The following is a 25,028-nucleotide window of genomic DNA, read 5'->3' on the forward strand; positions in this document are numbered from 1 at the left end:
TCTGAGCAGGACTCTGAGCAGGTCTGAGGTCGGGCTCTGAACAGGTCTGAGGCCGGGCTCTGAGCAGGTCTGAGCAGGTCTGAGGCCGGTCTACCCGTCGGGCCGGGTGCGGAGGAGCGTTTCGAGCTCCTCCGCGGCCCGGCCCAGCGCGCTGCGCGTCGGGTCGTGGGGTGTGGTCGGACTGGCCGCCCGGTGTGCCGCGGCAGCCTGGGCGGCCGGGACCGCAGGGGCGGTCGGCGGGCGGTGTGCCCGGGCGGCGGCGGTCAGTTCGTCCAGCGCGCGCCGGACCCGGTCGACCTCGGCCGGATCCGGTACCCGGCCGCCGTAGCGGATCTGGGCGGCGAAGGCCGCCACCGCGCCGCCCAGCCGTTCCAGCGCCGCCGTCGCCGGCAGCCACCGCTCGGCCAGCCGGCCGGTGGGCGGCGGCTCGGACAGCCCCTGCCGCACCTCCTGGCGGGCGTCCGCCAGTGACCGGTAGGCCGTGCGGCGCAGCCACACCTGGGCGCTGCCGGGCCGGGTGGCGGTGCCGATGTCGGTGTTCTCAGCGGCGGTGTCCTCGGCGACGGCGTCGAGGTAGGCCCGTAGCGCCGTCGCCGCCCCGACCAGCTCGGGCTCGATCCGGTGGCGGGGGCGCTCCGGCCACAGCAGGTACCCGAAGAGCAGGACGATCCCGCTGGCCAGCACGGTGTCCAGGACCCGGGGCCAGAACTCGGCGGCGCTGCTCTGCCCGCCGAGCTGCAGCAGGATCAGCGCCATCGGCGTCATCACCACCGTGTTCAGCCCGTAGTGCGCCGCCGTGGCGTACGGGAGCAGGGCCACGCAGCCGGCGGCCATCGCGGTCAGCGCCCACTCGTCGGTGGTGGCCAGGAGCAGCGCCGCGGTCACGGCCACCCCCAGCACCGTGCCGACCGATCGGCTCACCGCACGCAGGAACACCGAGCCGAGGTCCGGCTTGAGCACGAAGGCGATCGTCATCGGCACCCAGTAGCTCTTGCTGAGCGGGAAGTTGGCGGTGACCGCCGAGCCGACCGCGATGCACAGCGCGACCCGCAGTCCGTACCGGACCGACCCCCGGGACAGCAGCCGCGCCCGCAGCCGCCACGGGTCCGGCGGCGGCGCGGGGGCGGTGCCGAGCCGGGTGTCCCGGCCGGCCACGGTGTCGGCGGCGGCGCGCAGGGCCACGTCCAGGGCCTGCCGGGAGGGGGTGTCGGGCCGCCAGTCGGGGACGGCGACCTCGCCGCCGCCCTGCCGTACGGCGGCCGCCAGCCGGTTCGGCACCTCGGCCACCTCCGGCGGGACGGGGCGGCGGGCCCAGAGCAGGCCGGTCGCCGCCTCGGTGGCGGCGAGGGCGGCCTCGTACATCCGGGCGCGGCGGTCCTGGCGGTCCTGTCGGTCCTTTCGGGTTCCACGGCTCCAGCGGTTCCGGGGCGGCCGGGGCGGCCGGGGCGTCCGGTGCGTCGTGCCGAGGAGGTCCTGGAACTGGTTCAGGCGGGCCGTCAGCACCTGGCGCGAGGCGGCGGCCCGGGGGCCGCCCAGATCGGCGAGCGTACGGCCGAGCGCGTCGTACGCGGCCGCCAGCGCCCGGTTGCGCGGATCCGCGGCGGGCCGGCTCGGCGCACCCGCCGGCAGGCCCAGCAGCACCACGAACGCGGCCCCGGCCAGCAGCATCGGCGCCGCCGCCCACCACGGCTGCGGCAGCGGCATCCCACTGCCCAGCGCCGCCGACACCGACAGCAGCATCCCGGCCGCCGAACCGCGCGGGCCGGTCGCACTCAGCGCGCCCGAGGCGAAGGCGGTCGACGTCAGCGCGACTCCCAGGACGAGACCGTCCGCACCGGCGTGCTGGAGAGCGGTGCCGATCAGCATGCCGACCGCGGAGGCGAGCACGGCCGTCCCGATCCGGGCGGCCCGCAGCCCGCCCGGTTCCACCCGGTCGTTCATCGTGGCGTGCATCGCCCCGAGCCCGGCGAACACCCCCAGGTCCAGCCGGTGCGCCAGCAGCCCCACCGCCAACGGCACCGCCATGCCCAACGCCGCCCGCACCATCAGCGCCACCGGCACCGGCGGCCGCGCCGGCCGCACGGCACGGGCCCACCAGGGGGAGGGGGAGGCGTCGGGGGAGCTCACGCGGTCACGTCCGTTCTGCGGCCTGGGGTCGCTGCTGTGCGACGTTGCGCGGCAGATGGGGCGTACCGGGCCAGTCTACCCAGGGCGGGCCCGGCGGCTCGTACGTGTCAAGTTCGTACCGATCGCGTACGGGCGGGCCAAGGGCCCTGCCGGTCCGACAGAGGTGGTGGCTACGATGACTGAGGCGGAAACCGTCCACAGGGCGGACGGTGCACCGACCAGGACGGTACGACCCAGAAGTTGACGGTGTGTTGCGGCGGGGGCCGCCCGGGACGCCCGGGCGCGAACCGGCCGTACGGGGGAGAGGTGAACTGCTGTGGCAGGCAATGCAACTAGTTCGGGGACGCCGACTCCTTCGGCGAGTCCGTCGCCCAGTCCGTCGCCGACGGCGACTCCTTCGCCGAGCCCTTCGCCGAGTCCGTCGGCGAACCCCTCGCCCAGCCCTTCGGCGAGTCCCGCACCCAGCCCGACGTCCACCCCGGCGTCCAGCCCGGCGCCGAGCCCGTCGGGTACCGACCCGGGCGCCGGCGACACGGCTCCGTTCATGCTGGATCAGAAGCTTCCGTGGCCGCTGGGCGGGATCAACCTCGCCCCCATCGTCAGCACCATCCAGACGAACGGCAGCGCCAGTGACCTGGTGTCGGCCTTCGGAAAGCAGAACGTCCAGATCGAGCTCGATACGCTCCGGACGTTCGCCGGGAAGGTCGAAGCGCTGCTCGCCGCGATGGAGGGCTCGGCGGCCGCGCCGTACAAGCTCCAGCAGCAGAAGCTGACGAGCAAGAGCTTCGCGAGCGCGGAGTTCGCCGAGGCGACGGCCCTGACCACCGCCTACGAGAAGGTCCACGGCCAGCTCGTCCAGCTGCACAAGGACTTCGCGGCGCAGATCCAGGCGATGCAGACGGCGGTCTCGCAGACCGCGAGCAACTACGTGACCAACGAGGACCACACGACGGCCGCGCAGAACTCCGTCGCGAAGAACGCGGGTGTCACCACGCCGGCGCCGGGGTCGGGCGACGGCAGGTACTGATGGCCGCCTGGGGAGAGTTCTACGGGGAGACGGGGAGCAAGTAGTGTCAGCCAGCACGAATTTCGAAAGCTTGGAACACGCCCACCTGCGCAAGATGGTGTCCAGCACGGATCCGGCGACGGTCCTGAGCCGCGGCACCCAGCTGCAGTCGGCCGGCCGGGTGCTGAAGGAACTGAGCACGGCGCTCAAGTCGCATGTCGGCAATGTGACCTGGGAAGGTCCGGCTGCCGAGAGCTTCAAGACCTGGGTGAACAACCTGCAGCAGTCGGCGCAGATCATCGGCGAACACGCCACGACCGCGGGCAACGCGATGCACCAGGCCGGTGAGGCGCTCAGCACCGCCAAGGTCGCCGTGCCGGAGCCTCCGCAGACGGAGATCCAGACGGTCAACAAGCACAACAGCCAGTCGAACCTGCTCAGCATCCCCCAGCTCGCCGTCGGCCAGACCGCCGACCAGTACATGAAGTCGGTCAACCCCAACTGGGTGACTGCGGCGGAGTTCAACCAGGCCAAGGCGAAGGTCGAGAAGGAACACCAGGAAGCCGTTCTCCAGATGGAGAAGCTGGCGCAGGCGTACAACGCGGCGACGACCACGCTGAACGGGATTCCTTCGGACGTGGTGCTGCCCGGGACGCCCGGCAAGGAGAGCAGCAGGAACGACATGTCGGACGCTTCGGGCGGAACTGGCGGCTCCGTGGGTTCCGGTGGTTCCGTTCGTAGCCCTCGGACGGGTGTGGGCAGCACGGGTGGCAGCGTCGGCTCGTCGGGTGGCGGAAGCTACGGCGGCGGAAAGGTCCTGCCCCGTGACCCGGGATCGGGCGGCCCCGGGCCGTCCGGTACGGGCAGCACCACGCCCCCGCCGCACAGCGGTGGAGGCCAGCTGCCGCCCGCGCCGCAGGACCCGGGGGCCTCGGTCCCGCCGTCCTACCCGTCGGACCCGGTCAACCGTCCCGGTACCGACATCAACAGCCTGCCCACCCTGCCGACCCAGACCGGTCCGTACGGCCCCGGCGGCGGCCAGCTGCCGACAGACGGGCCGACCGGCCTCCCCGGCTACCCGCCCGGGCCGACCGGCCCGGGCGGCGGACCCGGCCTCCCGGGCAACGGTCCGTCCATGAGCTTCCCGGTCGGCCCGGGCGGCGGAACCCTCCCGAACAAGGGTGGCGGTCAGGTCCAGCCGCGTACCTCTCCGTTCGGCGGAACGCCGGGGCAGGGCAAGAGCGGTACCCCGGGTCTGCCCAGTGGGACGGTCTTCGGCAACCGCGAGGCGGGGCCGGGCGGAGGCCGGACCGGTGGGCCCGGCATGGGCGGCATGCACCCGGGTATGGGTGGCGCCCATGGAGGTGCGGTCGGCGCCGGCGGCGGTTCGCGCGGCCGGGGCCTGTCCTCGACCACCGGCGGGACGGTCGGCGGTCGCAAGGGACCGACCGCGGGCGGGGAGTTCACGCCCGGCGGTACCGGTCTGCGCAACCGCGCGGCGGGAGCCGGTGAAGGCGGCGCCCAGTCCAGGCAGAACGGCATGATGGCTCCCGGAGCGGCGGGCCACGGCGGCCGCAACGAGCGCGACCGCCGCAAGCGGGCCGACTACCTCCACGAGGACGAGGAGACCTGGACCAGCGGTACGCCGCACAGCAACCCGGACGTGATTGAGTAGGACGGCAACGACTGCCCGGCCACTGGGCATCCCCAGTGGCCGGGCAGTCCTGTTCGGGGCACGCTTCCCGGTCGACGGAGAGATTGACGAGGAGTTGTGATGGGGCGGACGAGCGCGCGAGCGCGTTGGCGGGCTGCTGCTGCGGCGCTTCTGGCGGCGGGAATCGTGGTCGGCCCGATCGCAGCACCCGCGGTTGCCGAGGACACGATTCGGCAGCAGCAGTGGCATCTGGAAGCCATGCATGCCTCAGAGATGTGGAAGGTCTCCAAGGGGCAGGGCATCACGGTCGCGGTGATCGACAGTGGGTTCAAGCTCGATCACCCTGACCTGGAAGGACAGTTCCTGTCCGGCAAGGACTTCAGCGGGAGCACCGGGGGTGTGGGATCGTTCGCGGACGGCCACGGTACAGCGATCTCCAGCCTCATCGCCGGGACGGGCAAGGGAAACGGTGGGACCGGTGCGCAGGGTCTGGCGCCAGGCGTCAGGCTTCTTCCGTTGAAGATCAATACCGGGAAGGTCGGTACGCTCGTTTCGACCGATTTCCTTGATCAGGTCGGACAGTCGATTGCGTATGCCGTTGACCAGGGCGCCAAGGTCATCAACATTTCGCAGGGGATCGAGGCGGTGACGGCATTCCCGGCTGATGTGGCGAAACTGAATGGGATCCTCGCAGGGGCCCGGGCGAAGGGTGTTCTGGTATTCGCCAGCGTCGGGAACGGAGCCGAACACGGAAACCTTGTCGAGTATCCCGGAGCGCTCCCGAACGTGGTCGGCGTGGGGGCTTCGGACCGCAATGGAACCGTCACGGCAGAGTCTGATCGGGGGCCGCAAGTGGCGTTCATCGCTCCTGGTATGGACATGATCTCGGCATGTACTTCTTCCACCGGTTACTGCAAGAGCCATGGGACGTCGGACTCGACTGCCTTGGCGTCGGCCTCTGCAGCGCTGGTCTGGTCCGTACACAAGGACTGGACGGCGAATCAGGTTCTGCGAGTCCTCATCAACACTGCGGGGAAAGCGAATGACGCGACCGGCCGCAACGACCTCATCGGTTACGGTGCGGTGCGGCCCCGTATTGCATTGACGGATCCGGGGGATCCTGGCCCGGCTGACGTGTCACCGCTTCCGGCCGATGCGGTTGCGCCGCCGGTGGCTCCGTTGCCTTCGGCAAGTTCACCCGCTACCGCGTCAGCGGTGCCAAGCCCCGCTGGAAGCCCGACCGAAGTGGCGGTGGACGCGCCGTCGGCGCAGCCGCAGCCGAAGGCGGAGAAGCCGTCGGGATCGAGCAGCACGCTGCCGATCGTGGCGGGTGTGGTGGTCGGGCTGGCGCTGGTGGCCGGCGTGGTGGTCGCCGTGATGCGGCGGCGACGGAAGCCTGCCGCGCAGCTGCAGCCTGAGGTGGCGGCCCAGGTGCCGCCACTGCCGATGCAACAGCCGACGGGGACTGTGCCGCCGGCTCCGCCGTCGTACCAGCCGCCCGTGCCGCCGGAGGACAACCCGTACGCGAGGTAGCCGCGGACGCGACGTGGCCGACGCATGCGAGGGCGCCAGGGGGACCTGGCGCCCTCGCGCGTGTCGGGGGCGTGGGGTGGCGGGTGTGCGCCGCGGTCACTCGGGTGGGGGCTGGTCGGGGCGGGGTGGGGGTCGTGAGGGTTGGCGGTATGGATGCGGAGGGTGCTCGGCGGGTCGGGCAGGTGCGGCGGGCGGCGGCCGCGGCGCTGATCGGGACGGCGATCGAGTTCTACGACTTCTTCATTTACGGGACGGCGGCCGCGTTGGTGTTCGGGCCGGTGTTCTTTCCCGGGCTGGGCGCCGTGGGGGCGCTGTTGGCGGCGTTCTCGGTGTACGCGGTGGCGTTCCTGGCCCGGCCGGTGGGGGCGGTGGTGTTCGGGCACTTCGGGGACCGGGTGGGGCGCAGGACGACGCTGGTGGTGTCGCTGCTGCTGATGGGGCTGGCGACGGCGGCGGTGGGGCTGCTGCCGGGGTTCGCGGTGTGGGGGTGGTGGGCGCCGGGGGTGCTGGTGGTGCTGCGGGTGTGTCAGGGCGTCGGGCTGGGCGGGGAGTGGGGCGGGGCGGCGCTGCTGATCGCGGAGAACGCCCCGGCCGGGCGGCGGGGCCGGTACGGGGGGTTTCTGCAGCTGGGGCCGACGATCGGGTTCGTGCTGGCGAACGGGGTGTTCCTGGCGCTGCAACTCGGCCTGGACGAAGGGGCGTTCCGTGCGTGGGGCTGGCGGGTGCCGTTCCTGGCCTCGTTGGCCATGGTCGCGGTGGGGCTGTTCGTACGACTGCGGCTCGAGGAGTCGCCGCTGTTCCGGGCGGCGCGGCGGCGGGAGCGGCTGCCGGTGCTGGAGGTGCTGCGCGGGCACTGGCGCCCGGTGCTGGCGGGGGGCGGGGCGATCACCGTGGGGTACGCGCTGTTCTACCTGACCACGACGTACGCGCTGGCGTACGCGACGGCCGGGCTCGGGGTGGCGAGCACGCTGGTGCTGTCGATGCTGCTGGTCGGCGCGGTGGGGATGGCGGCGACGGTGTGGCTGAGCGCCTCGCGCAGTGACCGCTGGGGGCGGCGGCGGACCCTGCGGTGGGCGACGGGCCTGGCCGCGGTCTGGTCGCTGGTGCTGTTCCCGCTGCTGGAGACGGTGAGCCGGCCGCTGATGTTCGTCGGGCTGGCGGGGGCGATGGTGGTGCTGGGCGGCATGTTCGGGCCGCTGGCGGCGTTCCTGCCGGAGCTGTTCCCGACCCGGGTGCGCTACACGGGCGCGGCGCTGACGTACAACCTGGGCGGGGTGGTCGGCGGGGCGACGACGCCGCTGGTGGCGACCCGGCTGACCGGGGCGTACGGGACGGCGCAGCCGGTGGGCTGGTACCTGGCGGTGCTGGGGGTGCTGGCCCTGGGGTGCCTGCGGCTGCTGCCGGAGAACACCGGCGCGGAGCTAGTAGGGCTTGGTCAGGTCGACAGAACGGTGGCGTGTCCCGAGCCGTCTCGATCACGCCACATGCGAGACGAGGGACCCTTCGAGGCCCGATGAGGCTGGAGTACGGGCTCTCTCCTACGCTTGCAGCACCGATGAGGGAGGACAGTGGAGCTCACCACGCCAGTTCCGGGGCGAAAGCTTGGGCCGTATCCGTTGGACGAGGACGGAATCGCGTCCCTGCTGGCGCGTTACGAGTTCGGTGACTCCTGCCTCCGGCGCGTCATCCTTGATCAGGAATACGGTCCCCGGGCAGCACGAGGACGGGTCGTCAGGCTTGTGATCGATGCCAGGGTTGTCAGTGATGAGCTGCGCTGGGAGCCCGTGTGCCTGGATCTCGTGGACGTCCGGCGGTTCCGCATCGACGAGAGCGTCGGGTTCAGCTGGGTGCTCTACGAGTCACCGCTATTCACGCACTTCGATGGACTGTTGCAGGTGGATCTTTGCGCCGAGCGTTTTGACGGCCCACGGCCCGCGAGTTCCGAGGAAGTCTTTGAGGGATCGGAACTCGTCTTCGCGGCAGCAGGCGGCACCTGGAGTGCCCTGCATCCGTGGAGTCAGTAGGACCCGTTTCCAGGGCCTGTGTCGGATATCCGAAGTCGCCCGAACGCTGGCCGCGACCCCGGTGTTCGACTGTGTCCGGTGATATCGCGGTGACAGGTGGGGCAGGCGCCGGCCCAGGTGGCGAGGAGTAACTGCAGCTCGCGGACGACTTGGTAGAGACTCAGGCCGGCGCCGCGTCTTTTGGGGCGGTGGCCAGTCTGCGCAGGGTGCAGAAGGCATGGGCGAGGGAGACCAGGGTGACGTGGTGGTGCCAGCCGTTGAAAGTACGGCCCTCGAAGTGGGCCAGACCCAGGGCCTGCTTCATCTCGCGGTAGTCGTGTTCGATGCGCCAGCGCAGTTTGGCCATCCGGACCAGGGTGGTCAGCGGGGTGTCGGTGGGCAGGTCGGAGAGCCAGAACTGGACCGGTTCGGATTCTTTGGCGGGCCATTCGGCCAGCACCCAGCACTCGGCGAGTTCCACACCCTGGGTGGCGTCGCGGATCTCCCGTCCTGCCGGACGGATCCGCAGGGCCACGAAACGCGAGTACATCCGCTTGTAACCGGTGCGTCCGGTGCCGGGGCGGGACCCTTCGCGCCACTGCACTGGCCGGGCCGCACTCCGGCCGGCCTCGATGACCAGGGCTTTGACCGAGAAGGCCGGGTTTGGGTACTTGGCCACCGGCGGCCGCCCGGTACCGCTGTAGGGCGGCGTGACCGGGCGGGCGCCGGCGGGATGGGCGGTCGGCGTGCTGGAGATCCCGACCACGTAGTGCAGGCCCCGCTGCTTCAGCCCGAGCCGGAACGCGGCGCTGTCGCCGTACCCGGCGTCGGCCAGGACAAGTGGGACGTCCACTCCCCAGGATCTGGTCTCGTCGATCATGTCGAGTGCGAGCTGCCACTTCTCGACGTGGCCAATGTCGGCAGGGATGCCGCAGCGTTCCCGTCGGGCGACCTTGACCGGGTCCGCCAGATCCGAGCCCGGGTCCCAGGATTTAGGCAGGAACAGGCGCCAGTTGACCGGCGCGGAGGCGTGGTCGCGGGCCAGGTGCACCGACACTCCCACCTGGCAGTTGGTGACCTTGCCCGCGGTTCCGGTGTACTGCCGCGATACGCACGCGGAGGCGTCACCGTCCTTGAGGAACCCGGTGTCGTCCACGACCAGCACGGTCGGATCGATCTCCTTCTGCATCCGCCACGCGAGCCGCGCCCGCACATGAGCCCAGTCCCACGGGCTGGAGGTCACGAAGTGAGCCAGAGCCTGCCGGTTGCCGTCCTCGCCCAGGCGGGCCGCCATCGGCTCCACCGACTTGCGCCGCCCGTCCAGCAGCAGCCCGCGCACGTACGCCTGCCCCCAGCGGTGCTGATCGGTGCGCGTGAACGCCTCGAACATCTCCGCCGTGAACGCCACCAGATCCTCCCGGACCTGATCCAACTCCTCAGGTGTCACACACGATCAACGCGCAGAGCTCCAGCAGGACACGCCACCCGCGCGGACACCTGACCAAGCCCTACTAGGGGCGGTGGACGGTTCGCGGGACGGCGGCTGCCGCCGGATGCCCAGGTGGGGGGCGGATCCGGCGGCGTAGCGGTGCGCGGTACGGAGGCGGCCGAGCCGCCCCGCGGGGGCCGGGGGCGCCGGGGCGGGCGGAGCGGAGGCCGATTTCCCTTCCGGGCCCGGGGCCGTGTAATGTCTTCCTTGTTCGAGCGGCTCGGAGAAACACCGGGCAAGCGAGCAAGCCCCTATAGCTCAGTCGGTAGAGCGTCTCCATGGTAAGGAGAAGGTCTGCGGTTCGATTCCGCATGGGGGCTCCACTGGAAGACCCCCGCCTCACGGCGGGGGTCTTTCGCGTTCTCCGGCCGGTTCCGCACCGCCGACACGCCACGGCCTAGCGGGTCGGGTACGGAATGCGCTGTGATGGTGCGTCATCGGCCGCCCGCCCGAGGGGTGCGGGCACGAGCCGAACCCCGACCGGGAGGGCGTCATGGGTGTTCGACTCGTGGTGGTGGACGACCACCGGCTGTTGGCGGAGGCGCTGGCCACCGCACTGCAGCTGCGCGGCCACCGGGTGCTCGCGGTGGGTTCCCCGGCCGGTGTCGCCGCCGACCTGGTGGTCGGACGGCGGCCTGAAGTGTGTCTGCTGGGGGTGGCCGCGCCGGGGGAGCCGGGGGCCTTCGAGGGGCTGCGCCGGATCCGCCGGGAACGCCCCGAGGTGGCGGTGATCGTGCTCGGCCCGGTGGGTGAACTGCGCGGCGTGGCGGGGGCGTTCGCGGCCGGAGCGGCCGGGTACGTGCCCAGCGACGAGCGGATCGAGGTGGTCGAGCGGGCCATCGGACGGGCGCGCGCGGGCGAGGCCGCGGTCGCGGTGGACGTCCTGCGCGGCGCCTTCGACCAACTGCTGCGCCCGATGGCCGAACCGGACGACGAGGCCGTCCGGCTGCTGCGGCTGCTGACCCGCCGTGAGGTGCAGGTGCTGGCCCGGATCGCGGACGGCGAGGACACCGCGTCGATCGCCGCCGGGATGCGGATCGCGGCCAGCACCGCCCGGACGCACGTCCAGCGGGTGCTGATGAAGCTCGGCGCGCGGACCCGGCTGGAGGCGGCCGCGGTGGCGGCCCGCACCGGCCTGCTGGAACGGATGGCCGGCGGCTGAGGACGCGGCGGGAAGGCCGGAAGCCGCCGTCCGGGTGGTGCGGAGCACCCCGGGGGGATTGGGAGAATGACCCCGGTCGTACGCATTCCGTCGACGGCTTCCGCCCGCCCGGGCGGACCGTCGTTCGCTGGAGGTCGCAACATGAGTAAGTACCTGGTCACGGGTGGCGCCGGCTACGTCGGCGGTGTGGTCGCCGCCCACCTGCTGGAGGCGGGGCACCAGGTGACCGTCCTGGACGATCTCTCCACCGGCTTCCGCGAGGGCGTCCCGGCCGGTGCCGAGTTCGTCGAGGGCCGGATCCAGGAGGCCGACAAGGTGCTGGACGGCTCCTTCGACGGCGTGCTGCACTTCGCCGCCTCCTCGCAGGTCGGCGAGTCGGTCGCGGACCCGGAGAAGTACTGGCGCAACAACGTGGCCGGATCGCTGGAGCTGATCAGCGCGATGCGCGCGGCCGGCGTGCGCAAGCTGGTGTTCTCCTCCACCGCCGCCACCTACGGCGAGCCGGAGGCCGTGCCGATCGCCGAGACCGCCCGCACCGCGCCGACCAACACCTACGGAGCCACCAAGCTCGCGGTGGACCACCTGATCACCGGTGAGGCCGTCGCGCACGGCCTGGCCGCCGTCTCGCTGCGCTACTTCAACGTGGCGGGCGCGTACGGTGCGTACGGAGAGCGGCATGACCCCGAGTCGCACCTGATCCCGCTGGTCTTCCAGGCCGCGCTGGGGCAGCGCCCGCACATCGCGGTGTACGGCGACGACTACCCGACGCCGGACGGCACCTGCATCCGCGACTACATCCACGTCGCCGACCTGGCCGAGGCGCACCTGCTGGCGCTGGACGCGGCCCAGCCGGGTGAGCACCTGATCTGCAACCTGGGCAACGGCAACGGCTTCTCGGTGCACGAGGTGATCGAGGCGGTCAAGCGCGTCACGGGCCGGGAGATCCCGGTGCGGGTCGAGGGCCGCCGGGCCGGTGACCCGGCGGTGCTGGTGGCCTCGTCCGCCCGCGCCCACGAGGTGCTCGGCTGGACGCCGCGCCGCGCCGACCTGGACGAGATCGTCGCCGACGCCTGGAAGTTCACCCTGGCGAAGAACGGCCGGTGAGCGGCCGTCAGTGAGCGGAGGCCGGTGAGCGACGGCCCGGTGGGCGACCGCCGACGAGCCGCCGCCGTCGAGTGGCGGCCCCTCTGAGCGGCGGCCGCCGAGCAACGACCGCGCGGCACAGGCCGGTTGGAGGCTGAGTGGCCCCCGCCGCCGCGGGCGCGCCGCCCCCGGGACGCCCGGAAACGGCGCCCCGCGGCGGCCCGCTCGACGGTTCAAGTCCGGCCAGCAGCACGCCTCCTGGCGAAACTTCACCGAATCGCCACGAGCGCGTTTGCCGCCCCGTAGGCTGAGTGCGGTACCGGTGGGGGCCGGCGCCCGTTCGGCCTCATCGGCCACCGGTGGGCGGGCGGAACGGCTGGTCCGGAACGCGGACGCCGGGCCGGTCCCCGTCCCCGGGCTCGGGCGGTGTGAGCAGGGGGAGGGACGATGGGGCGGATTCGCGTCCTGGTGGTCGACGACCACCGGATCTTCGCCGAGGCACTGGCCGCGGCGCTGGCCGCCGAGCCGGACGTGGAGGTGGGGGCGGCCGGCAGTGCCGCCGCCGCCGAGCGGGCCTTGGAACGGGCGGCCGGCGAGGGCCGGGCCTACGACGTGGCACTGATCGACGCCGACCTCGGCGCCGAGGCGTCCGGCGCGGCAGGAGTGCTCGGCACGGCCGGAGCAGCCGGAGTGATCGGAACGTCCGGTACGGCCGGGTTACCCGGCGACTCCGGAGCGGCCGCTCCGCACGCCCGCCGCCGGCCCGGTGGGGAGCCCCCCGAGGAGGCCCGGCGCGGCCGCGCCGCTCCGCCGGTGCCGCAGCCGCGCCGCCCGGCCGTACCGGCGGGGGTGCCGGTCCCGCCGACGGGCGGGCTGCCGCCCGGCGCCCGGTCCGCGGTCGACCCGCTGCGCGGCGACCAGCTCAGACCCGCCGCCCCGCCGCCCGACGGCATCACCCTGCTGGCCCGGCTCCGCCGTGCCCACCCGGGGCTGCGCGCCGTCGTCCTGGCCGCCGCCGACGACCCGCACCGCGCGGCCCGCGCCCTGCACGCGGGCGCCACCGGCTGGGTGGCCAAGGAGAGTTCGCTGGCCCGGCTGCTCGCGGTGGTCCGGGGCGTGCTGAGGGACGAGACCCACCTGCCGCCCGCGCTGCTCACCGGGGTGATCCGTGAACTCACCACCGCCCGGCGGGACCGCACCGAGAGCGAGCGGCTGGTGGACACCCTGACCCCGCGGGAGAAGCAGATCCTGCGCTGCATGGTCGCGGGCCTCGGCCGGCAGGCCGTCGCGGAGCGGCTCTACCTGTCGCCGCACACCGTCCGGACGCACATGCAGAACGTGCTGGGCAAGCTCGGGGTGCACTCCACGCTGGCGGCCGTCGCGGTCGCCCGCCGGGCCGGGGTCAGCCCCGCCGAGCCCGCCGGGCCCCCGCCGCCCTCGGTGGTCGGCACCGTCGACCGGCCCTGAGGACGGGCCCGCCGGGCCCGGGGCCGTCGTCAGCCCGGGATGTTGTCGAACGGGGCGACCAGCAGCCGCAGCAGCGCGGCGAGTTCGGTCTGCTGGCCGGAGGTGAGCTGGGCGAGCAGTTCGCGCTCGTGCGCGAGCAGCCCGGCGAGCGCCTGGTCGGCGCGGTCGCGGCCGTCGTCCGTGAGCCGGACCAGTACGCCGCGCCGGTCGTCCGGGTCGGGCAGGCGCTTGACCAGGCCCTTGCCGGTGAGCCGGTCGATCCGGTTGGTCATGGTGCCGGAGGTGACCAGGGTCTGGGTCAGCAGTTGGCCGGGGGAGAGCTGGTACGGGGAGCCGGCCCGTCGAAGGGCGGTCAGGACGTCGAACTCCCAGGGCTCCAGGCCGTGCTCGGCGAAGGCGGCGCGGCGGGCGCGGTCGAGGTGCCGGGCGAGCCGGCTGACCCGGCTGAGCACCTCCAGCGGCTCCACGTCGAGGTCGGGGCGCTCCCGGCGCCACGCTGCGACCAGCCTGTCGACCTCGTCCTCCATGACGATCAGTGTATCGGTGGATGTGTCGATGTGAAGTCTCTTGACGTCGAGAAATGTGCCGGCGAGGCTACCGGGAGATATCTTGATGTCGAGATAGCTGCGAGGTGAACCATGAACACCCCCGTCTGGGACCCGGCGCAGTACCTGCGCTTCGCCGACGAACGCACCCGCCCGCTGCGCGACCTGCTCGCCCGCGTCCCCGCCCTTCCGCACCCCGGCGCCGAGGTGGTCCTGGACATCGGCTGCGGCCCCGGAAACTCCACCGCCGTGCTGCGCGAGCGCTGGCCGCGGGCCCGCCTCACCGGCGTCGACAACTCCGCCCCGATGCTGGCCACCGCCCGCACCGAGGGCGAACCCGACGCCGAGTACCTGCTCGCCGACGCCCGCGACTACGACCCGGCGCCGGCCCGGCCCGACCTGATCGTCTCCAACGCCACCCTCCAGTGGGTGGACGGGCACCTGGCACTGCTGCCGCGCTGGGCGGACGCCCTCGAACCCGGTGGGGTGCTCGCCTTCCAGGTGCCGGGCAACTTCGACGCCCCCAGTCACACCCTGCTCGCCGACCTGCGCGGCAGCGCCCGCTGGCGGGACGCGCTCGGCGGAGACGGTGCCCGGGCCGGCGTCCACCCGCCCGAGCGCTACCTCGACGCCCTGGCCGCCGCCGGCTGCCTCCCGGACGTCTGGGAGACCACTTACCTGACCCTGCTGCCGGGGCCGGACCCGGTCCTGGAGTGGGTCAAGGGCACCGCGCTGCGCCCGGTCCTCACCCGGCTCACCGATCCGGCCGACCGGGCCGACTTCCTCGCCGAGTACGGGCGGCTGCTGCACGAGGCCTACCCGGCCGGGCCGCACGGGACGGTGTTCCCGTTCCGGCGGATCTTCGCGGTGGGGACCAAGCGGTCGGGTTGAGCCGGACGGGCCGATCAGGCCGATCGGGCGGCTCTCGACGGGCCGGGCCGGGCCGGGAAGGGCCGGGCCCCGGCCGGTCAACCCGTGCGGTCGCCGACCAGCTTCGGGTGCCGCTCCAGGCCCTCCAGCCCGTGCCAGGCGAGGTTCACCAGGTGCGCCGCCACCGTCGCCTTGTCCGGCTTGCGGACCTCCAGCCACCACTGTCCGGTCAGCGCGACCATCCCGACCAGCATCTGCGAGTACATCGGGGCCAGCCGGGCGTCGAAGCCGCGGGACTTGAACTCCAGGCCCAGGATGTCCTCGACCTGCGTGGCGATGTCGCTGATCAGCGACGCGAAGGTGCCGGTCGACTGGGCCACCGGCGAGTCCCGGACCAGGATCCGGAAGCCGTCCGTCGAGGTGTCGATGTAGTCCATCAGCGCGAAGGCGGCCTGCTCCAGCAGCTCGCGCGAGTGCCCGCCGGTCAGCGCCCCGGTCACCATGTCCAGCAGCAGCTGCATCTCGCGGTCGACGACCACCGCGTACAGGCCCTCCTTGCCGCCGAAGTGCTCGTACACCACGGGCTTCGACACCCCCGCGCGCTCGGCGATCTCCTCCACCGAGGTGCCGTCGTAGCCGCGCTCCGCGAAGACCGTCCGGCCGATCTCCAGCAGTTGCTCGCGCCGCTGCTTGCCGGTCATCCGGACCCGGCCACCCCGGCGGCGCGGGGCCGGGGCCGGTCCGCCGCCGCTGCCCCGGTCCGGGCCTGCGTCGCCGGTGCCGGCCGCCGGTGCAGCGGCCCGCGGACGGGCGGGCGCCGTGGCGGGCGCCGCGTCCGTCCGCGTGCTGTGGTGACCGCCTGTGCTGTCTGCGCTGCTCCCGTTCACCCCTACATCATGCTGGAAGCGCCGCCTCATGCGGCGCGGCGGGCGGCGATCCGCTGCGCGTCCGGCCAGCGCACGTCCCGCACCCAGCCGGCCAGCTCGAACCAGCGGATCAGCCGGGCCGAGGAGTCGATCTGCCCGCGCAGCACCCCGTGCCGGGCGGCGGTCGGGTCGGCGTGGTGCAGGTTGTGCCAGGACTCCCCGCAGGAGAGCACGGCGAGCCACCAGACGTTGCCGGAGCGGTCCCGGGAGCGGAACGGGCGCCGGCCGACGGCGTGGCAGATCGAGTTGATCGACCAGGTGACGTGGTGCAGCAGCGCCACCCGGACCAGCGAACCCCAGAAGAAGGCGGACAGCGCGCCCTCCCAGGACAGGCTCACCAGGCCGCCGACCAGTGCGGGCAGCAGCAGCGAGATGGTGGTCCAGAGCCAGAACAGCCGGGAGATCCGCCTCATGGCCGGGTCGCGGACCAGATCGGGGGCGTACTTGGCCTGCGAGGTCTGCTCCTCGTCGAACATCCAGCCCATGTGGGCCCACCACAGGCCCTTCATCAGCGCCGGGACGCTCTCCCCGTAGCGCCACGGCGAGTGCGGGTCGCCGTCCTTGTCGCTGAACCGGTGGTGCTTGCGGTGGTCGGCCACCCAGCGCACCAGCGGGCCCTCGACCGCGAGGCTCCCGACGACCGCGAGGGCCAGGCGCATCGGGCGGTTCGCCTTGAACGCGCCGTGGGTGAAGTAGCGGTGGTAGCCGATGGTGATGCCGTGGCAGGTGAGGAAGTACATGGCGACGGTGATCGCGAGGTCCGTCCAGCCCAGCCCCCACCCCCAGGCCACCGGGACGGCGGCCACCAGGGCGGCGAACGGCACCAGGATGAACAGCGAGAGCGCGAGCCGTTCGGCCAGGCCCTGCTTCTCCCCGCCACGGGTGGCGGACAGCTGGGTGGCCGCGTCGGTCTCGGCGGTCCCGTCGGGACAGTCGGAATCGGCGGAGTCGGAGTCGGGAGACGGAGTGCGGGACGCGGCGTTCCCCGCGCGCGCCTCGCCTGCCTGGATGGTCATGGGCGTCCCTAGTGCGGCGTCCCGGAACGGGAGAGAAGCGGAGCTACGTTGGCGTAACCTACGGCATCGTAGGTTGCGCTTCGTGTCCAGGGGAACACTCCGCCGCGCGGCGCTCGAGTGAATTCACCCGACTGGATGGATGAACCGGGGGCCGGGCGGGTTCGGTCGCCGGGGACGGAAACGGGCCCGCGGATCGGTGCAAGTCGATACCCACGGCAGGGCCCACTCGGGTAGGGTCTGACACGACTGTCCGCCGTGGTGTAATGGCAGCACAGGGCCCTTTGGAGGCCTTTGTCTGGGTTCGAATCCTAGCGGCGGAGCCTCTGCACGCCTCGGGTTCGGGCGTTTTCCACCGCGCCGGTATTGTCGGTGCTGCTCGGCGGACTGTGCGAATGGCGACCGGCCTGGGTCCGGGCCGGGCCTGCTCTGCCCTCTCTGTGAACCTACCGAGGAGCCTCCCCGCATGGGTGCCAATTCGCTTGCCGCCGTTGTCGTGCTCGCCGCCGGTGGCGGGACCCGGATGAAGTCGAACAAGCTGCCCAAGGTGCTGCACGAGGTGTGCGGGCGCTCGCTGGTGGGTCACGCGGTCTCGGCGGCCCGGGAACTGACTCCGGACCAGCTGGTCGTGGTGGTCGGCCACCAGCGCGAGCAGGTCGTGGCGCACCTGGCGGAGCACTACCCGGCCACCCGCACCGCGGTGCAGGAGCAGCAGAACGGCACCGGCCACGCGGTGCGCACCGCGCTGGAGTCGCTGACCGCCGACGGCGTGGTGCTGGACGGCACCGTCATCGTCACCGCCGGCGACTCGCCGCTGCTGACCGGGGAGACCCTGCGCCGGCTGGCCGACGCGCACACCGCCCAGCAGAACGGCGTCACCGTGCTGACCGCCGTCGTCCCCGAGCCCTTCGGCTACGGCCGCATCCTGCGGGACGAGGACGGCACCGTCGCCGCGATCGTCGAGGAGCGGGACGCCAGCGCCACCCAGCGCGCGATCGCCGAGATCAACTCCGGCGTCTTCGCCTTCGACGCCAAGCTGCTCGCCGAGGCGCTGGCCGAGCTCACCACGGACAACTCGCAGGGCGAGGAGTACCTGACCGACACCCTGGAGATCCTGCGCAAGGCGGGCCACCGGGTCGGCGCCGTGGTGGCCGAGGACCACCGGGACATCCTGGGCATCAACGACCGGGTCCAGCTGGCGCAGGCCCGCCGGCTGCTGAACGACCGCCTGCTGGAGCGGGCGATGCGCGAGGGCGTCACCGTGGTGGACCCGGCGACCACCTGGTTCGACGTGCAGGTCAGTTACGAGCCGGACGCCGTGGTGCTGCCGAACACCCAGCTCCAGGGCGCCACGCACCTGGGCGAGGGCTGCGAGGTGGGCCCGAACTCGACCCTGAGGGACACCCTGGTCGGCGCCGGCGCCCGGGTGAGCAACACCACGGCCGACCGCGCCGAGGTGGGCGAGCTGGCCACCGCCGGTCCGTACGCCTACCTGCGGCCGGGCGCCAAGCTGGCCCGCAAGGCGAAGGTCGGCACCTACGTCGAGGTGAAGAACTCCGAGCTGGGTGAGGGCGCCAAGGTGCCGCACCTGTCCTACATCGGCGACGCCACGATCGGCGAGGGCACCAACGTCGGCGCGGCCTCGGTCACCGTGAACTACGACGGCGTGAACAAGCACCGCACGGTCATCGGTGCGCACTGCCGCACCGGTTCGGACAACATGTTCATCGCCCCGGTCACCATCGGTGACGGCGCCTACACCGCCGCCGGCTCGGTGGTCACCAACGACGTCCCGGCCGGGGCGCTCGGTGTGAGCCGGGCCACGCAGCGCAACATCGAGGGCTGGGTCGAGCGCAAGCGCCCCGGGACGGCATCCGCGCAGGCCGCGAGGGCGGCGGTGGACGGGGCCGAGCAGGCCTGAGCGGGCGGGCCGCAGCCCGAGGGCCGGTCCCGAGGCGGACGGTTTCTGCGCGGGCGCGTAACCTTGGGGACATACGTGCGCCACTGGGCTTACCGCCCGTGTCCAGGCGTACCGACATTCCCCCGACCCCGTACCGCGCGTGGGCCTCGCCTGCCCGCACCGGGTCGAGGGTTCAGCGTCCGCAACGCGAGGAGACGGTGCAGTGAGCGGGATCACGACGTCGGGTGAGAAGAAGCTGAAGCTCTTCTCCGGCCGTGCCCACCCGGAGCTGGCGAAGGAGGTGGCCGAGGCGCTCGGGACCGAGCTGGTCCCCACCAAGGCCCTGGACTTCGCCAACGGCGAGATCTACGTCCGCTTCCTGGAGTCCGCGCGCGGTGCGGACTGCTTCGTGATGCAGAGCCACACGGCTCCCATCAACCAGTGGATCATGGAGCAGCTGATCATGATCGATGCTCTGAAGCGGGCCTCCGCCAAGAGCATCACCGCGATCCTGCCGTTCTACGGCTACGCCCGTCAGGACAAGAAGCACCTCGGCCGCGAGCCCATCTCGGCCCGCCTGGTCGCCGACCTGCTGCGCCAGGCCGGTGCCGACCGCCTGATGGCCGTGGACCTGCACACCGCGCAGATCCAGGGCTTCTTCGACGGCCCGGTGGACCACCTGTTCGCGCTGCCGCTGCTGGCCGACTACATCGGCGGGAAGGTCGACCGCTCGAAGCTGACCGTCGTCTCGCCGGACGCCGGCCGCGTCAAGGTCGCCGACCAGTGGTGCGACCGGCTGGACGCCCCGCTGGCGATCATCCACAAGCGCCGCGACATCACCCAGGCCAACACCATCCTGTCGGCCGACGTCGTCGGTGACGTCAAGGGCCGGGTCTGCGTGCTGGTCGACGACATGATCGACACCGCCGGCACGATCTGCGCCGCGGCCGACGCGCTGTTCGACAACGGCGCCGCGGACGTCGTGGTGGCGGCCACCCACGGTGTGCTCTCCGGCCCGGCCGCGGACCGGCTGAAGAACTCTCGGGTCAGCGAGTTCGTGTTCACCAACACGCTGCCCACCCCGGCCTCGCTCCAGCTGGACAAGATCACCACGCTGTCCATCGCCCCGTCGATCGCCGCCGCGATCCGCGAGGTCTTCGAGGAGGGCTCGGTGACCAGCCTCTTCGAGGGCGTGCACTGACGAAGCCCGCGCAGGCGGCCCCGGTCCGGACGGACCGGGGCCGCCGCCGATTTCGCGAGAGGCCGCCCGTGCGGTTAGACTCGTGAAACTGCTCGGCGAGGGATGCCGTGCGCCCGCTCGCCGGGTGCCCGCTCCGTGATCGACGCGCTGCCGGTGCCGGATCAACGTCCGCCCGGCAGGCCGTTGCCGCCGAGTGACCCCCGAACGTACTGAGGGTGTGGTCCCGGCGGTTTTTCGCGTTGCCTGCACCCCCGCGCCATTTCCACGAGGAGTGCAGTCGTGTCCGAGATCCGTCTTGCCGCTGAGACCCGTACCGAGTTCGGCAAGGGTGCCGCCCGTCGCGCCCGCCGCGCCGGCTTCGTCCCCGGTGTCGTCTACGGCCACGGCCACGCCCCGGTTCACCTGAACCTGCCCGGCCACGACCTGATGATGGCCCTGAAGACCCCGAACGCCCTGCTGGTCGTCCCGATCGAGGGCAAGGACGAGTACGTCCTGCCGAAGGCCGTCCAGCGCGAGGCCATCAAGCGGACCATCGAGCACGTCGACCTGCTGCTGGTCAAGCGCGGCGAGAAGGTCACCGTCGAGATCCCGGTCCACACCGAGGGCGAGCTGGCCCCGGGCGGCAACCTGCTGGAGCACGTCCTGCAGGCCCTGCCGGTCGAGGCCGAGGCCACCCACCTGCCCGAGGCCGTCACCGTCTCGGTCGAGGGCCTGGAGGCCGGTGCCTCGATCCACGCCAAGGACATCGCCCTGCCGTCCGGCGTCTCGCTGGCCGTCGACGCCGACGCCGTCGTGCTGCAGGTCATCGCCGCCCAGGCCGCCCCGGCCGACGAGGAGGCCGCCGAGGGCGCCGAGGCCTGAGCCTCCTAGCTCTCAACAGCTGAGACCGCTGCCCCGGTCGCTCCCGTCGGAGCGCCCGGGGCAGCGGTGTGTCCGGGATGATGACGACAAGCGCGAAGGCGAGGAGCTGAGGAATGGCTGAGGACTACGACGGCCCCTGGCTGGTGGTGGGCCTGGGCAACCCGGGGGAGCAGTACGCCCGGAACCGGCACAACATCGGCTTCATGGTGGTGGACCTGCTGGCGCAGCGGATGGGCGCCAGGTTCAAGGCGCACAAGAGCCGGGCGCAGGTGGCCGAGGGGCGGCTGGCGGGCAGGAGGGTGGTGCTGGCCAAGCCGATGTCCTTCATGAACCTCTCCGGCGGGCCGGTGACGGCGCTGCGGGACTTCTACAAGGCGCCGGCGTCGGCGCTGGTCGCGGTCCACGACGAGCTGGACATCGACTACGCGGCGCTGCGGCTGAAGCTGGGCGGCGGGGACAACGGCCACAACGGGCTGAAGTCGATCACCAAGTCGCTGGGCCCGGACTACTACCGGGTGCGCTGCGGGATCGGCCGTCCGCCGGGCCGGATGGAAGTCGCGGACTTCGTGCTGAAGGACTTCTCCTCGGCCGAGCGCAAGGAGCTGGAGTGGTTCGTGGACCGCTCGGCGGACGCGGTGGAGGCGCTGCTGTCCGAGGGGCTGGAGCGGGCCCAGGGGACGTACAACTCCTGACCGGCTGACCGCCCGTCAGGGCCGGGCACGGGTACGCAACGGTCGTACAACGCTTGCCCGTCCGCACCTGAATCGGTGTGAGAACCCCGTGCCGGATCGGATAGCGTCGGCCTGGTACGCGAACCAGTCCTGGGGAGTTCTCGATGCGGGGATTGCGTCCGGTCCGCCGAGTGCGGCGGAGCCGGGTGGTCGAGCTGAAGCGGTTCGGACGGCGGGTCGGTACGGCCGGTGCGCTGGGAGCGGCCGGGGTGCTGCTGTCGAGCGGCGCGGTGGCGCACGCGGAGCCGGTCGCCGAGTCGGACCCGGCGGTCGCCCCGGAGCCGGCGGCGGCGCAGTTCGGCCCGGTGCTCGGCGACTCGATGGGCCCGGACGCGGGGCTGCTGGCGGTCGGCGGCGGCCTGGTGGTGGCGGCCGGCGGCGCGGCGCTGTGGCTGAAGCGCAGGCGCGCGGGCGAGGGCGCGGAGTAGGGACCCCACGGCGAGGGGCCGGTGTCCCGGACACCGGCCCCTCGGTCGTTCCCGGGCCCCGGCCGAGGAGTTCGGTCGGGGGCGGGCGTCAGCCGGTGTTGCGCAGGCCGGCGGCGATGCCGTTGACGGTCAGCAGCAGCGCGCGGGCGCGCAGCGGGTCGTCCTGGCGCCCGGCCGAGAGCTCCTCGCGCTGACGGCGCAGCAGCGCGACCTGGAGGTAGGAGATTGGGTCGAGGTAGGCGTCGCGGACGGCGAAGGTCTGCTTCAACACCGGGTTGTGCTCCAGCAGTTCGCTCTCGCCGGTGAGCCGGAGCACCTCGCGCAGGGTGAGCGCGTGCTCGGCCTTGATCTGGTCGAAGACGTGGTGCAGTTCGCCGGGCACCAGCTGCTCGACGTAGTGGGCGGCGATCCGCAGGTCGGTCTTGGCCAGCGTCATGGCGACGTTGGACAGGAAGTTGCGGAAGAAGTGCCACTCGCCGTACATCTCGTCCAGCACGTCGCCCAGGCCCGCCGCGCGGGCGGCGGCGAGGCCGGAGCCGACGCCGTACCAGCCGGGGACGATCTGCCGGGACTGGGTCCAGCCGAACACCCACGGGATGGCCCGCAGGCCGTCCAGGCCGGCGCCGGAGTCGGGGCGGCGGGACGGGCGGGAGCCCAGGTGCAGCGAGGCGAGCTGGTCGACCGGCGTGGAGGCGAAGAAGTACTTCGGCAGGTCCTCCTGCTCGACCAGGGCGCGGTAGGAGGTGTGGGCGGCCTCGGAGACCTGGTCCATCGCGGCGTCCCAGCGGGCCAGCGACTCGGGGGCCTGGCGCGGGGCGGTGTGCAGCGCGGAGGCGGAGAGCGTGGCGGAGAGGGTCAGCTCCAGGTTCTCCCGGGCCAGCGAGGGGAGCAGGTACTTGTCGGAGATGACCTCGCCCTGCTCGGTGACCTTGATCTCGCCCTCCAGGGTGCCCCAGGGCTGGGCCAGGATGGCCTCGTGCGAGGGGCCGCCGCCGCGGCCGACGGTGCCGCCGCGGCCGTGGAACAGGCGCAGCCGGATGCCGTAGCGGTGGGCGACGTCGCGCAGCCGGCGCTGGGCGCGGTGGATCTCCCACTGGGAGGTGGTGATGCCGCCGAACTTGGAGGAGTCGGAGTAGCCGAGCATGACCTCCTGGACGTCGCCGCGCAGCGAGACGAGCAGGCGGTAGGACGGGTCGGAGAGCATCTCGTCGAGGATGCGGTCGGCCTGCTGGAGCTCGTCGGTGGTCTCCAGCAGCGGCACGATGCCGATCTTGGCGATGCCGGCGTGCAGGTCGATCAGGCCGGCCTCGCGGGCCAGCACGGTGGCGGCGAAGACGTCGTCGGCGCCCTGGCACATGGAGATGATGTAGCTCTCGACGATCTCGTCGCCGAAGCGCTCGAAGCCCCCGCGGATGGTGTTGAACACGCCGAGGGTCTTGGTGCCGGCCTCGTCCAGCGGGGCCGGGGTGGGGGCGAGCGGCCGGCGCGAGCGGAGCTCCTTGGCGAGCAGCTTCTGCCGGTACTCGCGGGGCATGTCGGCGTAGCGCCAGGCCTCCTCGCCGAGCCGGTCGAAGAGCTGGCCGAGGGCGTGGTGGTGGGCCTCGGCGTGCTCGCGCACGTCCATGGTGGCGAGCTGCAGCCCGAAGGCCTCCACGGTGCGGATGGCACGGGCGAGGCGGCCGTCGGCGATCAGCTCGCCGCGGTGGGCGCGCAGCGAGTCCTGGATCAGCCGCAGATCGGCGATCAGCTCGCGGGTGCCGAGGTAGTCGCGGCCCGCGACGTGCGGGGTGCCGCCGGCCAGCCGCTCGCGGGTGTTCTCCAGCTTGAGCCGGATGCAGGTGGCCTTGAGGCGGTAGGGCTCCTCGGCGTTCATCCGCTTGTAGCGCGGGCTGAGTTCGGGGAGCAGGTGCAGGTCGGTGTTGAGCGAGGCGAGCAGCTCGACCGAGGCGCCGGCCAGCCGCTCGGAGGTGGAGAGCGTGTTGCGCAGGTCGTCGATCGCGGCGAGCGCGTCCTTGATGCCGTACTCGTGCTGGAGGTTGAGGACGTCCCAGGTGACCTGCGGGGTGACGTTGGGGTTGCCGTCGCGGTCGCCGCCGATCCAGGTGCCGAAGGTGAGCGGCCGTACGCCGTCGGGCAGGTTCAGGCCGACCCGGGCGAGCTCCTCGTGCAGCTCCTCCAGGACCTCGGGGACGGCCTCGCGGTAGAGCTCGTCCAGGTAGTAGACGGCGTTGCGGGCCTCGTCGGTGGGCTCGGGGCGGGCGATGCGCAGCTCGTCGGTCTGCCAGAGCAGGTCGATGACCTCGGCCAGGCGGCGGTCGGCGGAGCGCTTGGCGCTGCTGGTGCGGGCCTGGTCGGCGGCGGCCAGGCCGGAGGTGACCTCGTCGCGGTGGATGCGGTCGAGGAGTTCGCCGATCCGGCGCAGCTTGTTGAGGACGCTGCGGCGGGCGGCCTCGGTGGGGTGCGCGGTGAAGACCGGGCGGACCGCGAGGTGGGCCAGGGTGTCCCGGAGGTGCTTGGGGTCGGCCTCGGCGAGCTGGTCGGCGGTCTGCGCGAGCAGCGAGCCCTCCCGGGCGCGGCGGGTGGCGAACTCGCGGCCGCGGTGCACCTGCTCGGTGACGTTGGCGAGGTGGAAGTAGGTGGAGAACGCCCGGACCAGCTTGGCGGCGGTGTCCAGGTCGATGTCGGAGAGGAGTTCGGCGGTGGCCTCGCCGTCGGTGCGGCTCAGCAGGCGGACCTGTTCGACCAGGCCCAGCAGCTGGGGGCCCTCCTGGCGGACCAGCGTCTCGCCGAGCAGGTCGCCGAGACGGCGGATGTCCGCACGCAGGGCGGCGTTGTCGGCGGTGACGGGCGTGGGGTTGTCCGCCGGGGTGGGGACCGGAGCGGTCACGGCTGGCTCCCTGTGGTGGTGGGGTTCGGCAACGGCTCATCGTCACAGGTCCACACGCGTGTGGCGGGTGTGACGCGTGCGGACCGCGCTGTCCGACGCGACCAGCATAGGTGTCGGGGCGGGCGGTGTCCGCGAGGTGGCC

20 protein-coding genes and 2 tRNA genes are annotated in these 25,028 nt (G+C 72.6%); 16 read left to right on the forward strand and 6 right to left on the reverse strand.

Going from position 1 to position 25,028, the window contains the following annotated elements:
• Window positions 1–90: 90 nt before the first annotated feature.
• Entirely contained in the window at window positions 91–2,127 is a 2,037-nt protein-coding gene (locus ACIQI7_RS25735; RefSeq protein WP_401113754.1) for an FUSC family protein, read from the reverse strand.
• Between the two features lie 544 nt (window positions 2,128–2,671).
• Between ACIQI7_RS25735 and ACIQI7_RS25740 the strand changes: the two genes are divergently transcribed.
• The 5 genes from ACIQI7_RS25740 (at window position 2,672) to ACIQI7_RS25760 (ending at window position 8,344) form a co-directional block, all read left to right on the forward strand.
• Complete coding sequence (locus ACIQI7_RS25740) at window positions 2,672–3,154, forward strand: hypothetical protein (protein ID WP_401113758.1); 483 nt, start codon at window positions 2,672–2,674, stop codon at window positions 3,152–3,154.
• 70 nt (window positions 3,155–3,224) lie between these two features.
• A complete protein-coding gene (locus ACIQI7_RS25745) occupies window positions 3,225–4,808 on the forward strand; it encodes a WXG100 family type VII secretion target (protein WP_401113760.1) in 1,584 nt (527 codons plus the stop codon).
• A 99-nt stretch (window positions 4,809–4,907) separates the two neighbouring features.
• On the forward strand, window positions 4,908–6,320 hold the full coding sequence (locus tag ACIQI7_RS25750; RefSeq protein WP_401113763.1) for a S8 family serine peptidase: 1,413 nt from the start codon (window positions 4,908–4,910) through the stop codon (window positions 6,318–6,320).
• Between the two features lie 149 nt (window positions 6,321–6,469).
• Complete coding sequence (locus tag ACIQI7_RS25755) at window positions 6,470–7,837, forward strand: MFS transporter (protein WP_401113766.1); 1,368 nt, start codon at window positions 6,470–6,472, stop codon at window positions 7,835–7,837.
• Between the two features lie 51 nt (window positions 7,838–7,888).
• A complete protein-coding gene (locus ACIQI7_RS25760; protein ID WP_401113769.1) occupies window positions 7,889–8,344 on the forward strand; it encodes a hypothetical protein in 456 nt (151 codons plus the stop codon).
• A gap of 160 nt (window positions 8,345–8,504) precedes the next feature.
• Here the strand turns inward: ACIQI7_RS25760 and ACIQI7_RS25765 are convergent, their stop codons facing one another.
• A complete protein-coding gene (locus tag ACIQI7_RS25765) occupies window positions 8,505–9,713 on the reverse strand; it encodes an IS701 family transposase (protein WP_401114105.1) in 1,209 nt (402 codons plus the stop codon).
• A gap of 346 nt (window positions 9,714–10,059) precedes the next feature.
• Here ACIQI7_RS25765 and ACIQI7_RS25770 point away from each other — a divergent pair.
• The 4 genes from ACIQI7_RS25770 to ACIQI7_RS25785 all read left to right on the forward strand — a co-directional run bounded on the left by ACIQI7_RS25770 (window position 10,060) and on the right by ACIQI7_RS25785 (window position 13,524).
• Window positions 10,060–10,135 (forward strand) — tRNA-Thr (locus ACIQI7_RS25770).
• 170 nt (window positions 10,136–10,305) lie between these two features.
• On the forward strand, window positions 10,306–10,974 hold the full coding sequence (locus ACIQI7_RS25775; protein WP_401113772.1) for a LuxR C-terminal-related transcriptional regulator: 669 nt from the start codon (window positions 10,306–10,308) through the stop codon (window positions 10,972–10,974).
• A 141-nt stretch (window positions 10,975–11,115) separates the two neighbouring features.
• Window positions 11,116–12,078: a UDP-glucose 4-epimerase GalE gene (gene galE / locus ACIQI7_RS25780; RefSeq protein WP_401113775.1), complete on the forward strand. Its 963-nt coding sequence runs from the start codon at window positions 11,116–11,118 to the stop codon at window positions 12,076–12,078.
• 426 nt (window positions 12,079–12,504) lie between these two features.
• Window positions 12,505–13,524 carry a LuxR C-terminal-related transcriptional regulator gene (locus ACIQI7_RS25785; RefSeq protein ID WP_401113778.1) on the forward strand — a complete coding sequence of 340 codons (1,020 nt, stop codon included), beginning with the start codon at window positions 12,505–12,507 and terminating at the stop codon, window positions 13,522–13,524.
• Between the two features lie 29 nt (window positions 13,525–13,553).
• Here the strand turns inward: ACIQI7_RS25785 and ACIQI7_RS25790 are convergent, their stop codons facing one another.
• Entirely contained in the window at window positions 13,554–14,051 is a 498-nt protein-coding gene (locus ACIQI7_RS25790; RefSeq protein ID WP_387749532.1) for a MarR family winged helix-turn-helix transcriptional regulator, read from the reverse strand.
• Window positions 14,052–14,162: 111 nt separating this feature from the next.
• On the opposite strand from ACIQI7_RS25790, the gene ACIQI7_RS25795 reads away from it, so the two are divergent.
• Window positions 14,163–14,960, forward strand: coding sequence for a methyltransferase domain-containing protein (locus ACIQI7_RS25795; RefSeq protein WP_401113782.1), 798 nt, complete (start codon window positions 14,163–14,165; stop codon window positions 14,958–14,960).
• Window positions 14,961–15,037: 77 nt separating this feature from the next.
• On the opposite strand, the gene ACIQI7_RS25800 is transcribed toward ACIQI7_RS25795, so the two are convergent.
• Both ACIQI7_RS25800 and ACIQI7_RS25805 read right to left on the reverse strand, forming a co-directional pair.
• Window positions 15,038–15,640: a TetR/AcrR family transcriptional regulator gene (locus ACIQI7_RS25800; RefSeq protein ID WP_387749538.1), complete on the reverse strand. Its 603-nt coding sequence runs from the start codon at window positions 15,638–15,640 to the stop codon at window positions 15,038–15,040.
• Between the two features lie 212 nt (window positions 15,641–15,852).
• Entirely contained in the window at window positions 15,853–16,881 is a 1,029-nt protein-coding gene (locus ACIQI7_RS25805; protein WP_401113786.1) for an acyl-CoA desaturase, read from the reverse strand.
• 249 nt (window positions 16,882–17,130) lie between these two features.
• Between ACIQI7_RS25805 and ACIQI7_RS25810 the strand changes: the two genes are divergently transcribed.
• The 6 genes from ACIQI7_RS25810 to ACIQI7_RS25835 all read left to right on the forward strand — a co-directional run bounded on the left by ACIQI7_RS25810 (window position 17,131) and on the right by ACIQI7_RS25835 (window position 21,999).
• Window positions 17,131–17,201, forward strand: a tRNA-Gln gene (locus ACIQI7_RS25810).
• A gap of 143 nt (window positions 17,202–17,344) precedes the next feature.
• Window positions 17,345–18,799, forward strand: a complete 1,455-nt coding sequence (gene glmU / locus ACIQI7_RS25815; protein ID WP_401113789.1) for a bifunctional UDP-N-acetylglucosamine diphosphorylase/glucosamine-1-phosphate N-acetyltransferase GlmU — start codon at window positions 17,345–17,347, stop codon at window positions 18,797–18,799.
• 202 nt (window positions 18,800–19,001) lie between these two features.
• Window positions 19,002–19,979, forward strand: coding sequence for a ribose-phosphate diphosphokinase (locus ACIQI7_RS25820; protein ID WP_401113792.1), 978 nt, complete (start codon window positions 19,002–19,004; stop codon window positions 19,977–19,979).
• A gap of 279 nt (window positions 19,980–20,258) precedes the next feature.
• Entirely contained in the window at window positions 20,259–20,840 is a 582-nt protein-coding gene (locus ACIQI7_RS25825; RefSeq protein ID WP_401113795.1) for a 50S ribosomal protein L25/general stress protein Ctc, read from the forward strand.
• A gap of 113 nt (window positions 20,841–20,953) precedes the next feature.
• Complete coding sequence (gene pth, locus ACIQI7_RS25830) at window positions 20,954–21,532, forward strand: aminoacyl-tRNA hydrolase (RefSeq protein ID WP_401113798.1); 579 nt, start codon at window positions 20,954–20,956, stop codon at window positions 21,530–21,532.
• Between the two features lie 185 nt (window positions 21,533–21,717).
• Window positions 21,718–21,999 (forward strand): hypothetical protein, encoded by a 282-nt coding sequence (locus tag ACIQI7_RS25835; protein ID WP_401113800.1) that lies wholly within the window; start codon window positions 21,718–21,720, stop codon window positions 21,997–21,999.
• Window positions 22,000–22,087: 88 nt separating this feature from the next.
• On the opposite strand, the gene ppc is transcribed toward ACIQI7_RS25835, so the two are convergent.
• Window positions 22,088–24,886, reverse strand: a complete 2,799-nt coding sequence (gene ppc / locus ACIQI7_RS25840; protein ID WP_401113803.1) for a phosphoenolpyruvate carboxylase — start codon at window positions 24,884–24,886, stop codon at window positions 22,088–22,090.
• Window positions 24,887–25,028 lie beyond the last annotated feature (142 nt).

Source organism: Kitasatospora sp. NPDC092039, assembly GCF_044756065.1.
In the GTDB taxonomy this organism is placed as follows: domain Bacteria; phylum Actinomycetota; class Actinomycetes; order Streptomycetales; family Streptomycetaceae; genus Kitasatospora.

Bases quoted from the DNA above. Each gene is read 5' to 3' on its own strand.
- ACIQI7_RS25775 (WP_401113772.1), top strand. From the start codon at position 10,306: ATGGGTGTTCGACTCGTGGTGGTGGACGACCACCGGCTGTTGGCGGAG.
- ACIQI7_RS25785 (WP_401113778.1), top strand. From the start codon at position 12,505: ATGGGGCGGATTCGCGTCCTGGTGGTCGACGACCACCGGATCTTCGCC.
- ACIQI7_RS25740 (WP_401113758.1), top strand. From the start codon at position 2,672: ATGCTGGATCAGAAGCTTCCGTGGCCGCTGGGCGGGATCAACCTCGCC.
- ACIQI7_RS25795 (WP_401113782.1), top strand. From the start codon at position 14,163: ATGAACACCCCCGTCTGGGACCCGGCGCAGTACCTGCGCTTCGCCGAC.
- ACIQI7_RS25800 (WP_387749538.1), bottom strand. From the start codon at position 15,640: ATGACCGGCAAGCAGCGGCGCGAGCAACTGCTGGAGATCGGCCGGACG.
- ACIQI7_RS25765 (WP_401114105.1), bottom strand. From the start codon at position 9,713: ATGTTCGAGGCGTTCACGCGCACCGATCAGCACCGCTGGGGGCAGGCG.
- ACIQI7_RS25750 (WP_401113763.1), top strand. From the start codon at position 4,908: ATGGGGCGGACGAGCGCGCGAGCGCGTTGGCGGGCTGCTGCTGCGGCG.
- galE (WP_401113775.1), top strand. From the start codon at position 11,116: ATGAGTAAGTACCTGGTCACGGGTGGCGCCGGCTACGTCGGCGGTGTG.
- ACIQI7_RS25755 (WP_401113766.1), top strand. From the start codon at position 6,470: ATGGATGCGGAGGGTGCTCGGCGGGTCGGGCAGGTGCGGCGGGCGGCG.
- ACIQI7_RS25790 (WP_387749532.1), bottom strand. From the start codon at position 14,051: ATGGAGGACGAGGTCGACAGGCTGGTCGCAGCGTGGCGCCGGGAGCGC.
- pth (WP_401113798.1), top strand. From the start codon at position 20,954: ATGGCTGAGGACTACGACGGCCCCTGGCTGGTGGTGGGCCTGGGCAAC.
- glmU (WP_401113789.1), top strand. From the start codon at position 17,345: ATGGGTGCCAATTCGCTTGCCGCCGTTGTCGTGCTCGCCGCCGGTGGC.
- ACIQI7_RS25805 (WP_401113786.1), bottom strand. From the start codon at position 16,881: ATGACCATCCAGGCAGGCGAGGCGCGCGCGGGGAACGCCGCGTCCCGC.